Raw genomic sequence first — 13,134 nt, 5'->3', positions numbered from 1 at the left:
GCACGCAGACGGGCGTCACGGCGGGCGCGGGCATGCAGACGGGCGTCACGGCGGGCGCGGGCATGCAGACGGGCGTCACGGCGGCGGGCACGCAGGCGGACGTCGCGGCGGGCGCAAGCGCGGGAGCGGGTTCCGAGGTGGCGAGTCCTGCGGCGGAGGTGCTGGCGGGGTTCGAGGCCGAGTTGCTCGTGGGCGACTGGCCCAAGGCCCTCACCCAGCCCCGGGTCAAGCTCTCGACCTGGCTCGCCAAGCCCTACGCCGCCGCCCCGTCCCGGGTCGCGGTGGCCGTCCCGGCAGGCCTGGAGGCCGCACTCCCCCGCCTCCTGCTCGCCTCCCGCGCCGCCCACATCCGCGTCACAGGCCCGGGGCTCCCGTCGCGCCTGCCTGCCGCCCTTTCGGCCGTCTTCGCGGTGGAGGGGGCGCGTGAGGGCGTGCTGGACGTCGTCCGCCTGCCCCAGCCCGAGGACGACGTGGACGTGGTGCTGCGCCGGATCCTGGACAACGGGCACGGCAAGCTGGCCAACACGTGGCGTGAGGGCCTCATCGCGCTCGCCAGGGCCCAGGGGACGACGCTGACCAAGAACGAAGCCCGCGCCCTGATCCGCGAGGCGGCCGACTGGTCGGACGATCTGACACCGCTGGACGCGCCCCTGCACCGCCTGTCCGGCCTCAGGGACGCCGTCGCCACCACGGTCAAGTCCCTGACCGCCACCACCTGAGCACCGTGCGTAGTGGCGGTCAGACGGCGGCGATGATGCGTCCCTGCACCACCTTGCCCAGCCCGTCGAGGGCCACCAGCGCCGTGACCAGGTCCTCGGCGGGCACGGCGCCACCCACCCAGCTCACCGTCACGTAGTGCCCCATGGCCCGCGCCTGCGCCCGGCTGCCCACGGCCTCGAACGTGATGTCCTGCCGCACGAACCCGTCCGTGCGCAGCGCCGCCACCAGCGCGTCGGCCGCCCGCCCGTCCCCGAGGTTGAAGATGACGAACTGACCCGCCACTCCCCCACCCTGGTACGTGGCCTGCAGCGCCTGCGTGCATCCCTGCGCCGTGGCGCCCGAGAGCACCTCGTCGCAGTCGGCGAACTCGCGGGTCGCCGCCAGGCTCATGGCGCCCAGCGTCCGGGTGGCCTCGGTGAAGACCTCCTGGAGGGTCAGCGGGGCGGCGTCGTCGCGGCGATCGTCGATCGCGGAGTAGAAGGCGGACGTGGGCTCGGCGTGGAAGGTGGCGGGGCGGGGCTGCTCGCGCCCCAGCCACCACCATCCGCTCGCCCCGACGGCCGCCAGTACGAGGACGACGGTGGCGGCGACGGCGAGGAAACGGAGCTTGGGTCGTCCGTCCCGCTCCTCGTCCCAGGCGTCGCCGGGCGGGGTGCCGGAGGCTGGGCCGGCTGAACCGGCTGGGCCCGCTGGGCCGGCTGGGCCGGCTGGGCCGTCAGGGGGCGTCGCCTCGGTGCTGGCGCGTGCCATCAGGAGGCCGATCCCGTGATCGCGACGACTCGGCGGTAGACGGCCTTCTCCGCTCCGCGCAGCGCCAGGGTGAGCGAGACGAAGTCGTCCTTGGCGGTGGGTTCCGCGCCGTCCACCTTGCCGAGCCACACCATGCCGACGTAGTGGCCCAGCGCGTAGCCGCCCGCCTCCGAGTAGCCGCCGCCGGGGAAGGAGGCCTTGGTGGAGGTCAGGGGGTTCGCCCAGCCGCCACGGTAAAGGGTCTTCAATGACTCGACCAGCTCGGCCGCCGACTTGCCGTCCTTGAGGTTGAGTAGCGTGTACTGGCCGACGTACCGGCCGTCGGAGCTGGCGTACAGGCCCCGGGCGGCCTGGGTGCAGCCCGCGGCCGAGACCCGTTCGAGGAGGGTGCCGCCCCACAGCGCGGCCGAGCAGTCGGCGTCGAGCTGCTTGGCGACGAGCTTGAGCTTGAGTTTCTTGGTGACGGCGAGCTCGCTCTGGCTGAAGACCTCCTTCTCGGTCAGGGCCTTGGCGTCCTTCGTGCGCTCCGCCAGGGGGTCGAACAGCTTGGGCGAGCCCCACCCGTGGAACACCTGCGGCACGGCCGCGTCGGGGCCGAGCACGGCGGCGCCGGCCTGGCGTTCCGGTGCGTACGTGCCCAGGTTGACGATGGCCGCCACCAGGCCCGTCCCGCCTGCCAGCACGGCCACGACCGTGGCGATGATGACCATCAGCCGTTGCTGCTCCGGACGGAAACCCCAGTCGGTGAGCAGGGGGAGTTGCCAGTCGGAGCGTGGGGTCCGGCGCCGCTTCCCGGACGCTGAAGCCGTCTGATCGGCCCCGTCACCCCGTGCCGCGCCGTCACCCCGTGCCGCGCCGTCGCCTCGTGCCGCGCCGTCGCCTCGTGCCGCGCCGTCGTGCCGCCCAGCCCCGTCGTGCCGCCCAGCCCCGTCGTGCCGCCCAGTGCCGTCGTGCCCAGCGCCGTTGTCCCTCCCCGCGCCGTCGTGCCGCCCGGCGCCGTTGTCTCTTCCCGCACCATCACGCCTGCCCGCGCCGTTGTCGCGTGCGGCGGCGTCGGCTCTGCGGGATCCACGACCTCTGCCGGACGTCTCAGCCTGCGAAGGTTCGCCAGGCCATCCGGATGTGTCGGCCCAGCCGGTCGCGTCGGCGCCGCGGGGGGTCTCGGCGGTGAAGCCGTCCCTGTGCGCCGATCGGCCGCCGCTGGGCTCGGCCTTCCTGGCCGACCGTACGTGGGGAAGGTCCCTCGGCGGCCAGGTGCCACCGTCGGCGTCTCCCGCCAGCCAGCCCCCCTCGGCGTCCCCCTCCAGCCAGCCCCCCTGAGCGCCACGCGTCGCCGCCCGGCCGCCGCTGTCGTTGCCCGCCGCCTGCCAGTCGCCGCTGACCGGCTCCGCGGAGTGCCCGCCACGGGAGCGGGCCGCCCTCCGGCTGCCACGGCTCCCGGACGACCTCCTGCCACCCTCGCCCTCGGCCCCGGACCGGCCACCGCCGGCCGCGTGCCAGCCACCGCCGTCCGTGCCACCGGCAGCATGCCCACCACCAGCGTGACCACTACCAGCAGCGTGACCACCACCAGCATGACCACCACCAGCGAAACCACCACCGGCGGCATGGCCACCACCGGTCACGGGCCAGCCGTTGATGTCGGTGCCGCCCACCCCGTGGTCGCTCCCGGCCCGAGCCACAGGCCAGCCACTGATGTCCGTGCCACCCACGGACTGCCCACCGGCCACGGGCCAGCCACCCGCGTCGGTGCCGGAGGCTCGCCGGCCGCCGCCATCGGCGGCCGGCCAGCCATCATGCCCCTGAGCCTGAAATCCACGACCGTCCGTGCCGGGCGCGTGGAAGCCGTCGGCGGCCGGAAAGCCCTGACCGTCGGTGGCGTGGGGCCCCGGAGCATCCGGCCGGGCCCCCCGGGAACGCCCGGAACGGTCGCCGTTCGACCGCCCGCCCGAACCGGACGGGCCTCTGCGCCGAGCCATCACAGCCCCGCCGCACCGAACGCGGCACCCGCGATGAGCGCGAAGTTCGACACCAGGCCGTCCATCGCGCCCGGCACCGGGGGCCGTGACCGGCCTCCGGTGACGTCACGACGTAGGTGGTGGATCTCCGCGCGACCGTTCATCGCGAGTTCTTCTCCTTCGTCACGGGTTCGCCGTCGGAAAGCTCAGCCTGGTCGTCGGCCTGGGGCTCCTCGGCGGCAGCGGAGGGAGCCTCGGCCTTGGGCGCGTCCGGATCCGGGGCGTCTTTTTCTGACGCCTCACCCTCGGGCGTGTCGCCGCCAAGGGACGACCCAGAGGACTCAGCGGACTCAGAGGACTCAGCGGACGCGGAGGACTCGCCGGCGTCGGCCTGGCCCGTGGAGTGGACGGGGTCGGCCGATTCCGCGCCGGGCTCGTAGTGGGCCGACGGCGAAACGACGATCTCCACGCCCGTCTTGTTCCTGGTCGCCCAGAAGTACACCAGCGCGCCGATGAACAGCACGATCGAGGTCCACTGGTTGAGCCGCAGCCCGAGGAACTCGACCGCGTGGTCCACGCCGCCGACCGGGTCGATGCGCAGGCCCTCGATCCAGAAGCGGCCGAGGGTGTAGCCGGCGACGTAGAGCGCGAACAGCCGCCCGTGGTGCAGCGCGAGGCGGCGGCCCAGGTAGATGAGCGCGAAGCCGAGCCCGAGGTCCCACAGCGACTCGTACAGGAACGTCGGGTGGTAGAGGACGCCGGGCTCGCCGCCGTGGTCGACGTCGATCTCCAGGCCCCACGGCAGCGTGGTCGGCGAGCCGTACAGCTCCTGGTTGAACCAGTTGCCCCAGCGGCCGATGGCCTGCGCGAAGGCGATGCCTGGCGCGATCGTGTCGGCGAGTGCGGTCATGGACAGGCCGCGCCTGCGCGCGGCCCACCAGACGCCGACGCCGCCGAGCGCGATCGCGCCCCAGATGCCGAGGCCGCCCTCCCAGATGTAGAGCGCCTGGATGGGCTCCTTGATCGCGCGGCTGCCGAAGTAGGTCTGCCAGTCGGTGATGACGTGGTAGAGCCGGCCGCCGATCAGGCCGAAGATGACCGCGGGGACCGCGATGTCGATGATGGTCCCCGGCTGGCCGCCGCGGGCGCGCCAGCGGCGCTCGCTCAGCCAGACGGCGACGACGACGCCGAGCACGATGCATAGCGCATAAGCCCGGATCGGGATGATTCCGAGATACCAGACCCCTTGGGAAGGGCTGGGAATCGAGGCAAGGGGCATGTCAGGTGAGGGTAGCGGAAGCGCGGCTACTTGGCGGCCCCGGAAATCTCATCGCGCAGTTGCGACGGGCTGAACAGTACCTGATTGTCTATTTCTGTGCCGTTCAATTTCACTGTCGGCGTGTGGTCGAGCTTCTGCTCGGTGCTGATCTTCTTGCTGTACGCGAGGTGCGCGTCGGCGTTCTTCCCCGAGGTCACGCACTGGTCGAAGCCGGGCGAGGTGACCCCGGCCTCCTTGCCCCACTGCTTGAGCTGGTCGACCTTGAAGCCCTCCTCGGTCTCGGAGGGCTGGTTGGCGAAGAGCAGGTCGTGGAAGGCGAGCCACTGCTTGCCGTCGGCGACGCACCGGGCGGCGTTGGCGGCGCGCACGGAGTTGGACTTGGTCGGCTCCTGGGAGAAGATCGTGATCGGATGGAAGACGACCTTGGCCTTGCCCTCGGCGGCGAGGTTCTTGAAGGTCTGGCCGCTGACGCGCTCGAGTTCCTTGCAGGCCGGGCACTGGAAGTCCTCGTAGATGTCGACCACCGGCCCGGTGACGCCGCTCTGGGCCATCACGGCGGTGCCGTCGGCCTGCACGGTGACGGGGGCGAGGTTGCCGGAGGCCTCCTCGGAACGGGAGATGCTGGCGGCGTACCACCAGCCGAGCCCGACCGCGGCCACCGCGACCGCCCCCGCGGTCACGTAGGTGATCGTCTTGCGGCGCTTCTCCCTGGCCCGCTGCTCGGCCTGCTGCGCCTTGATCTTGTCGCGTGCCGACTGCGACTTCGTCTTCGTACGCTCGCCCTTGCTCATCAGTCGTCCCCCTCGTCCTCTTCATGAGTGTCGCCCCCGAGCCCGAGGGCCCCGTCGAGCGCGAAGCGGCCCGGCGGGAAACGCGCGGCCCACGCGCCGAGCAGCACGAGGCCGAAGTCGCGCACGATGTCGAGCAGGTAGGTCGGCTCCTGCCCGGCCCCGAGCTGGCCGCCGCCGCCGAAGCAGCCGCAGTCGATCCGCAGGCCCTTCGCCCACGCCCAGCCGATGCCGAACACGAACGCGAACATGAGCAGCGCGGCGATCACCGCGGCCACCCTGGTCAGCAGACCGACGACCAGCAGCACGCCGACCACGATCTCCAGGATCGGCAGGGCGTAGCCCACCGCGACGGCGATCGACTCCGGCAGCAACTGGTAGGCCTTGACCGCCACGACGGAGTCGGCCGGGTTACCGATCTTGAGCGCACCCGCCGCGATCAGCACCCCGCCCAGCACCAGACGGGCGACGGTCGTCACCCAGGGTATCGCCGTTCTCGCCCAAGGTGACGGTAGTGACGCGGCCACAAGCGTTCTCCTCTTTCTCTGCGCCCGAATGCGCACAGTACCGGGCTTCCATCGGATCACGTGGCGGATAAGCGTCAGCTAAGCGAGTTTTCCGCCTCCTAGCTGCGAGGAGAGCGGAGAAGTCAGGCGCACGCGAACAGGGCCACTCCCCAGTCCGCGTGATCGTTGCCGATGCCGTCACCGCCGTCGGCGACGACGAGGTCCACGTACCGGGCTCCGGTCAGGTCGGCGCTCAGCTCGTACGCCGCGTCGGCCGCCCGCAGCACCGGGCTGCGCGCCTTCTCCACCCCGTCGGCCACGACGCGGAACTCCACAGACCCGCGTGTCGCCTGCACGTCGTCAACACCGACGAAGGCCGTGAACGCCGTACACCGCCCGCCGAGGTGGAAACGCACCTTGGCGGGCGCGTGCGTACCCAGCCCCTTGGCGTATGCCTGCCCGCCGATCACGATCGGCCCGCCGTCCGACGGCCCGGTGTCGCCGTTGGACCGGTCGCGCTCCACCGGGCCCCAGCCGTTGTCCGCGCCGACCCACTCCAGGTCGCTGGCGTAGGCGTCGGCCGCGGGCGGCGGCGGCAGCGTGCGCACGGCGGCGGAGGCCGTCAGCGTCCTGGCCGCGCCACCTGCGGAATAGGTGACGGTCGCGGCCAGCTCGTACGTGCCGTACGCCGCGTCCGCGGGCGGCGTGACCCGCCACGTCGTGGCCAGCCTCCCGCCGGGTTCCACCGGCCCGCCGCTCTCGCCCTCCGCCGTCCAGCCTCCAGGCACGTCCAGCCGCACCGCCACGTCCTCGGCCGTCACGTCTTCGAGGTTGGTGAAGGTGACGGTGACCTCGCCCGCGGCCCCCTGCTCGAACACGGGCGAGGCGGGCGTCACCTCCAGCGTCCCGCACGCCTGCGCGCCGGGCGCGGGCCCGAGGCCGGTGACGGCGAAGTCGTCCAGGACGAAGTCGGCCCCGGCGAGCTCCGGCTGGAGCGAGCGCAGCCCCACCCACACGTCGCCGCACCCGGCCACGACCCGCTCGCTGAACCGGGCGGTCGCGCGCTGCTCGGGGATGGGCGTGCGGCGCGTCTCCACGCTCGCGCCGCCCTTGTCGTAGCCGGTGACCCACTGGTAGGTGCCCGCCAGCGCGTTCTGGTAGGAGAACGTCACCTCGTAGGCGTGCCCGGGCTCGAACAGCGCGGTCTGCGGCACCGTCCGGTAGATGAGCCCCTGCCGCTCCTCGTGCGCCTTCAGCGACCAGTCGCCGTTCAGCACGTCGTCCACCGTCTTGCCGTTCCATCCGGCCTGCGTGTACGGCTCGTGCCGCTCGGCCAGGTGCGTGCGCGCGTCGAACGACCCTCCCGCGTCGCCCTTCACGAACGGCCCCCAGCCGGGCTCCACCGACTCGAAGTTCTCCACGTCGCTGACGGGTTCCCGCTCGAAGACGCGCACGTCGTCCACCCGCACCTCGCCCTCCGCCGGCGCGGCCGTGATCCGCAGCACGGTGGACGGGGACGCCGCGGTGAACGTCACCTTGACCCGCTGGAAGAAGGTGTCGTGCTTCTCGTCGGAGGCGATGTAGTTCCTGGCGGTGGAGCGCCGCACGGTCACGGACCGCCCGCCCGCCTCCAGCGTGGTCGCGCGCGTCGCGCCCGGCTGGACCTCGACGAACGCGGACGCCGTGTAGGTACGGCCCGGTCGCAGACCCCGCAGCGGTTGCTCAAGCCGCGCCTGCGCGCCCGCGCCGAGCAGCGCCACCCGCCGCCCCAGGGCGTCGCGTCGCACGCTGACAGGCCCGCTGACGGTCCAGCCGCCGAGCCGGTCGCCGTTGAAGCCGGGATCGCGCACGCCGCTCCCCTGCCCCCAGCCGGGGTCGGCCTGCCGGGGCGCCCTGCCGGGGTACAGGACGTACGGGACGCCCGCCTTGGCCGTCAGCGTGATCGTCCCGCCCGACGGGGTGACGGTGCCCGCGGGGACGCGGCCCTGGTCGGTGAGCTCGTACACGCTCATCGCCCGGTCGGCCGCCCACGTGGTCTCGCCGCCCGCCGGGTTGTAGTGGTAGAGGCGGCCCTTCCAGGGCAGCAGGTACGTGCCGCCGTCGAGCACCTTGCGCCCGCCGGCGAACAGCTCGCGCCTGCCCTCCCGGTACGTGCCGCGCACGCCGCCGGTGAACACGATCTCGTCGGCGTTCCAGTCGACGATCCGCTGCTGCTGGAGAAACTTGACCGGCAGGTTGTGCTCCCAGACGTTGCGGGAGAACGCGGTGAAGTCGTTCTCCGCCGTCCAGCCCTCGAACTCGACGATGCGCGCGTTGCCCAGGATCGGGTGGGCGTTCCAGACGTCCTTCTCGTGGTTGCGGATGAAGCGGATGATCTGGGAGTTGAGCCCCTTGTTGGTGACGCCGCCGTAGTTGAGGTCGTTGGCCCAGTGCGCCCACAGCGACGAGCGTTCCAGCTTGTCCGACCATTCCGTGGTCACCTGCCAGCCCTGCGCGCGCAGCTCGGCCAGCGTGCGGTCGGCGACCCAGCCGAAGGGCCTGAACACGTCCACGTACAGCACCGCGAGGTTCCTGTCCGTCTCGGCGCGCAGCCGCGCGAACCGATCGGCCAGCGTGCCTCTGGTCAGGTCGCCGCGCTGGTCGATGAGGTAGGCCTGGTCGAGCCAGTTCCAGCCCTTGGCGTCCTTGTTCACGAGCTGCTCGTCGAAGCTCTTCGCCTCCGGGTAGGCCTCGGTGGCGTTGACGTGCACGCCGAACGTGGCGTTCCACGCCTTGCCCGTCCTGAGCAGCGTATTCAGGTCCTTCAGGCCGCCGGCGCGGCGGTTGTGGTTGCCGCCGTAGTCGGGGTGCGCGGAGTCGTGCCCCTCCGACTGGTAGCCCTTGAGCAGGGCGAGCTGGCCGAGCCCGTCGGTGGACAGCGCGATGCGCTTGACGTCGTCCAGCGTGCGCAGGAACGGGTGCGTGGCCTGGCTGGAGAAGTTGAACGGGATGTGCGTGACCACCCGGTCCCTGGTCTCCTCCGCGCCCAGCGCCTTGATCGCGATGCTTCTGAACGCGATCGCGCCGTCCTGCCAGTCGAGCGTGCCGTCGCCGTTCGCCTCGGGCGTGACCACGACCTTCGCCCATGGGCGCGTCTCGGTGAACGGCGAGCCGCTCGCGCGGTGGGTCCACTGGCCGCTCCAGACGCCGACCCGCACCGTGCCGTCCTGGTCCTTCCTGGCCTGGTGCCAGAGCCTGGCCGCGTCCCTGTCGGTGGGGCCGGAGGGCTGGTCGTAGGTCGAGTTCGTCTCGACGGCGGCGGCCAGGCGGTCGGTGTGCACGATCGCGTACGTCGCCCCGACCGGCGTCTCCTCAGTCGCCGTCTCCGGGGTGACGCGGGCGAAGACGTCGGCGGTGCGGGTGGAGTTGGGGTCCAGGCGGGTGAACGCGGTGGCCGCGCCCGGCTGCGCGCCCGACACGGACACCAGGTCGTGGCCGGGCAGGTCGATGGTGGTGACCCTGAACGCCTCGGTGTCGCGCACCTCGTCGATCGAGAACGTCGTCACCCTGCCCTCGACCCCGATGCCGGCTGTCAGGCTCACGCCGTCGCCGAGGTCCAGCCGGTAGCGGGCGGTCGCGCCGTCGTTGCCGGTCAGCCGCACCTCCGCGGGCCTGTGCTGACCGTTCAGCACGACGGCGGGCACGCCGGTGCTGCCGCCGAGCGTGGCTCCGCTCTGCCGGTCGGTGTAGCCGAGGACGCGTGGGAAGGCCGGGTCCAGCTCCACGCGCAGGGCCGCCGACGCGATCACGACAGGCTGCGCCACCTGCGCGGGCGTGGGCGGCAGATTCTGGGCGGTGGGCGCCGGCGCGCCGGTGGGCCTGGGCTCCGGCGACGGCAGCTCGTAGGTGGGGGCAGGCGCGGGAGTGGGCGGATCCTGACCGGCCGGCTGCTCGGCGAGGGCCGGAGCGGGAGAGGCCGCATCCTGATCGGGAAGGGCCGGGGCGGCCAGGGCCGAGGCCGCGAGGGTGAGGGATGCCGCGAGTAAGAGGGGGCGCATGACCCGTCCTTTCGGGACCGTCTGACATAGACGGTAAAGCGCGGCCCCCCGTTGGGGAACCGCGCTTTCAGGTCAGTGTCGCCGGCCTCAGCGGCGCACGCCCTTGGCCATGTCGCGGGCCAGCGTGCCGATGGACTCGCGGCCCGCCGCCTCGTCGGGCGCGTCGAGGATGCGGCGGATGAACGCCGACCCGACGATCACGCCGTCGGCGTAGGTCGCCACCTCGGCCGCCTGCGCGCCCGTGCCGACGCCCAGGCCCACGCACACCGGCAGGTCGGTGTGCGCCTTGGTGCGCTTGACCAGGCCCTCGGCGGCGACGTTGACGCTCTCCCTGGCGCCGGTGACGCCCATGAGCGAGGCCGCGTACACGAAACCGGTGCAGCAGTCGACGACGGCCTTGATGCGTGCCTCGGTGGAGCTGGGCGCGACCAGGAACACCGTGTCGATGCCCGCCGACGCGGACGCCGCCCGCCACGGCTCCGACTCCTCGGGCGTCAGGTCGGGCGTGATGGTGCCGACGCCGCCCGCGTTGGCCAGGTCGCGGGCGAAACGGTCGGCGCCGTACTTGTCGATCGGGTTCCAGTACGTCATGACGAGCGTGGCGGCTCCGGTGGCGGCGACGCCCTCGACCGTGCGCATCACGTCGGCGATGCGGGTGCCGTTGGTCAGCGACCTGTGCACCGCGTCCTGGATGGTCGGGCCGTCCATGAGCGGGTCGGAGTAGGGCAGGCCGATCTCGATGACGTCGCAGCCGGCCTCCACCAGGGCCGCGGCGGCGGCGACGTCACCGCCCTTGGTGGGGAAGCCGGCGGGCAGGTAGCCGACGAGCGCGGCCCGGTTGTCCGCCTTCGCCTTGGCGAAAACCGTCTGAAGAGTCGTCATGTCTGTCCGTTTCGAAGGTCCGAGTCTTCCCATGATGCCCTGCCGCGTACCCGCTCAGAATCCCCCGCGCCGGTGAGGCGAAGGCAGCGCCCGATCCATGGGGTGTTTCAGAGGTTGAAGTACTTCATCGCCGTGCCCATGTCCTTGTCGCCGCGGCCGGACAGGTTGACCAGGATGGTCGCCTCGGGGCCGAGCTCGCGGCCCAGCTCCAGCGCGCCCGCCAGGGCGTGGGAGGACTCGATGGCCGGGATGATGCCCTCGGTCCTGGCCAGCAGCGAGAACGCGGCCATCGCCTGGTCGTCGGTGACGCCGTGGTAGACGGCGCGGCCGGAGTCCTTCAGCCAGGCGTGCTCGGGGCCGACGCCCGGGTAGTCGAGCCCGGCGGAGATCGAGTGCGACTCGATCGTCTGGCCCTCGTCGTCCTGCAGGACGTAGGTGCGCGAGCCGTGCAGCACGCCCACCGAGCCGGCGGTGAGCGTGAGCGCGTGCTCGCCGCTCTCCAGGCCGTGGCCGGCGGCCTCGTAGCCGTGGAGCTGGACGCCCTGGTCGCCGATGAAGGCGTGGAAGATGCCGATGGCGTTGCTGCCGCCGCCGACCGCCGCGCACACCGCGTCGGGCAGCTCGCCGGTCAGCTCCAGCATCTGGCGGCGCGCCTCGACGCCGATGATGCGCGCGAAGTCGCGCACGATCTCGGGGAACGGGTGCGGGCCCGCCACGGTGCCGAACAGGTAGTGGGTGGTGTCGACGTTGGTCACCCAGTCGCGGAAGGCCTCGTTGATGGCGTCCTTCAGCGTCTGCGAGCCGTTCGTGACGGGCACCACGGTGGCGCCGAGCAGCTTCATCCTGGCGACGTTGAGCGCCTGGCGCTCGCAGTCGACCGCGCCCATGTAGATGACGCACTCCAGGCCGAGCAGGGCCGCGGCGGTGGCGGTGGCCACGCCGTGCTGGCCCGCGCCGGTCTCGGCGATGACCCGCTTCTTTCCCAGCCGCTTGGTCAGCAGCGCCTGGCCCAGCACGTTGTTGATCTTGTGGGCGCCGGTGTGGGTGAGGTCCTCGCGCTTGAGGACGATCCGCGCGCCGCCGGCCTGCTCGCTGAAGCGCGGCACGTCCGTCAGCGTGGTGGGCCGGCCCGCGTACGTGCGCAGCAGGTGGTCGAACTCGCGCAGGAACTCCGCGTCGTTCTTGGCCTTCTCGTAGGTGGCCGCGACCTCGTCGAGCGCCGGGATGAGCGCCTCAGGGACGTACCGGCCGCCGAAGATGCCGAACTTGCCGTGCACGTCGGGGTCGCCCGCGTACGCCGCGCCGCCGGCCAGGTCGGCGGCGGTCAGGATGCTGCCTTCGTTTGCCACTGCTATCCCTCTGCTGAGTGGTCGGGGCGCGTCGACGGATGAGCGCCGGCGGTCACCAACGCCTCCACTGCCTTGCGCGGGTCGTTGCCGGTGACCAGGCTCTCGCCCACCAGGACGGCGTCGGCGCCGCCCCGCGCGTAGGCGAGCAGGTCGTGCGGGCCGCGCACGCCCGACTCGGCAATCTTGATCACATTATCGGGGATCTTCGGCGCGATCTTCGCGAAGACATCGCGGTCGACCTCGAGTGTCTTCAGATTGCGCGCGTTGACCCCGATGACCCGGGCGCCGGCGGCCATCGCCCGCTCCAGCTCCTCCTCGGTGTGCACCTCGACCAGCGGGGTGAGCCCGATCGACTCGGCCCGCTCGATGAGCGACACCAGTGCCTCCTGCTCCAGGCAGACGACCATGAGCAGGGCCAGGTCGGCGCCGTAGGCGCGGGCCTCCCAGAGCTGGTAGGAGGTGAGGATGAAGTCCTTGCGCAGGATCGGGATGTCGACCCTGGCGCGGACCGCGGCCAGGTCGTCGAGGCTGCCCCCGAACTTGCGCCGCTCGGTGAGCACGCTGATGACGTGCGCGCCGCCCGCCTCGTAGTCGGCCGCCAGTGCCGCCGGGTCGGCGATCGCGGCGAGCGCGCCCTTGGACGGGCTGGAGCGCTTGACCTCGGCGATCACCGAGATCCGGTCGCCGCCCAGCGCCGCCATCGCGTCCCTGGGCGGCTGGGCCCGCTCGGCTCGCTGCTTCAGCTCGTCGATCGACACGGCCTGCTGACGTGCGGCGAGGTCGGCGCGCACCCCGTCGAGGATGTCGTCGAGGACACTCGGCCCTTCCGTCCGCTCACTCACGCGCTGAGGTCCCTCCGGTCGGC

Annotated in this window: 10 protein-coding genes and 1 pseudogene; 1 reads left to right on the top strand and 10 read right to left on the bottom strand. The window is 72.3% G+C overall.

Translation table 11 applies throughout. The features are described from left to right. A pseudogene (locus FXF51_RS14305) lies at positions 1–719 on the top strand (hypothetical protein); the annotation flags it as partial. Between the two features lie 19 nt (positions 720–738). Here the strand turns inward: FXF51_RS14305 and FXF51_RS60795 are convergent. The 10 genes from FXF51_RS60795 to trpC form a co-directional block, all read right to left on the bottom strand. Then, on the bottom strand, positions 739–1,470 hold the full coding sequence (locus tag FXF51_RS60795) for a hypothetical protein (RefSeq protein ID WP_187414368.1): 732 nt from the start codon (positions 1,468–1,470) through the stop codon (positions 739–741). Then, the gene (locus FXF51_RS14295) at positions 1,470–2,180 is read right to left on the bottom strand and encodes a hypothetical protein (RefSeq protein ID WP_148434899.1); all 711 of its coding nucleotides are present in this window, start codon (positions 2,178–2,180) and stop codon (positions 1,470–1,472) included. Before FXF51_RS14295 ends, FXF51_RS60795 begins: the two co-directional genes overlap by 1 nt. Positions 2,181–3,448: 1,268 nt before the next feature. Continuing rightward, positions 3,449–3,592: a hypothetical protein gene (locus tag FXF51_RS60790; protein ID WP_187414372.1), complete on the bottom strand. Its 144-nt coding sequence runs from the start codon at positions 3,590–3,592 to the stop codon at positions 3,449–3,451. After that, positions 3,589–4,623 carry a prolipoprotein diacylglyceryl transferase gene (gene lgt, locus FXF51_RS14290; protein WP_411268359.1) on the bottom strand — a complete coding sequence of 345 codons (1,035 nt, stop codon included), beginning with the start codon at positions 4,621–4,623 and terminating at the stop codon, positions 3,589–3,591. The genes FXF51_RS60790 and lgt overlap by 4 nt, the downstream gene beginning before the upstream one ends. A gap of 110 nt (positions 4,624–4,733) precedes the next feature. Continuing rightward, positions 4,734–5,498 carry a DsbA family protein gene (locus tag FXF51_RS14285; protein ID WP_148434897.1) on the bottom strand — a complete coding sequence of 255 codons (765 nt, stop codon included), beginning with the start codon at positions 5,496–5,498 and terminating at the stop codon, positions 4,734–4,736. After that, positions 5,498–5,974, bottom strand: coding sequence for a MauE/DoxX family redox-associated membrane protein (locus tag FXF51_RS14280; RefSeq protein ID WP_148434896.1), 477 nt, complete (start codon positions 5,972–5,974; stop codon positions 5,498–5,500). Before FXF51_RS14280 ends, FXF51_RS14285 begins: the two co-directional genes overlap by 1 nt. A 170-nt stretch (positions 5,975–6,144) precedes the next feature. Then, positions 6,145–10,038 (bottom strand): endo-alpha-N-acetylgalactosaminidase family protein, encoded by a 3,894-nt coding sequence (locus FXF51_RS14275; protein ID WP_222871268.1) that lies wholly within the window; start codon positions 10,036–10,038, stop codon positions 6,145–6,147. An 87-nt stretch (positions 10,039–10,125) separates the two neighbouring features. Further along, positions 10,126–10,920, bottom strand: coding sequence for a tryptophan synthase subunit alpha (gene trpA / locus FXF51_RS14270; RefSeq protein ID WP_148434895.1), 795 nt, complete (start codon positions 10,918–10,920; stop codon positions 10,126–10,128). Between the two features lie 107 nt (positions 10,921–11,027). Continuing rightward, positions 11,028–12,269 (bottom strand): tryptophan synthase subunit beta, encoded by a 1,242-nt coding sequence (trpB, locus tag FXF51_RS14265; protein ID WP_411268358.1) that lies wholly within the window; start codon positions 12,267–12,269, stop codon positions 11,028–11,030. Positions 12,270–12,271: 2 nt separating this feature from the next. Then, positions 12,272–13,111 (bottom strand): indole-3-glycerol phosphate synthase TrpC, encoded by an 840-nt coding sequence (gene trpC / locus FXF51_RS14260; RefSeq protein WP_148434894.1) that lies wholly within the window; start codon positions 13,109–13,111, stop codon positions 12,272–12,274. Positions 13,112–13,134 lie beyond the last annotated feature (23 nt).

The organism is Nonomuraea sp. PA05, from assembly GCF_008086045.1.
Classification (GTDB): Bacteria; Actinomycetota; Actinomycetes; order Streptosporangiales; family Streptosporangiaceae; genus Nonomuraea; species Nonomuraea monospora.
This window is presented reverse-complemented; position numbering and strand designations above follow the sequence as displayed.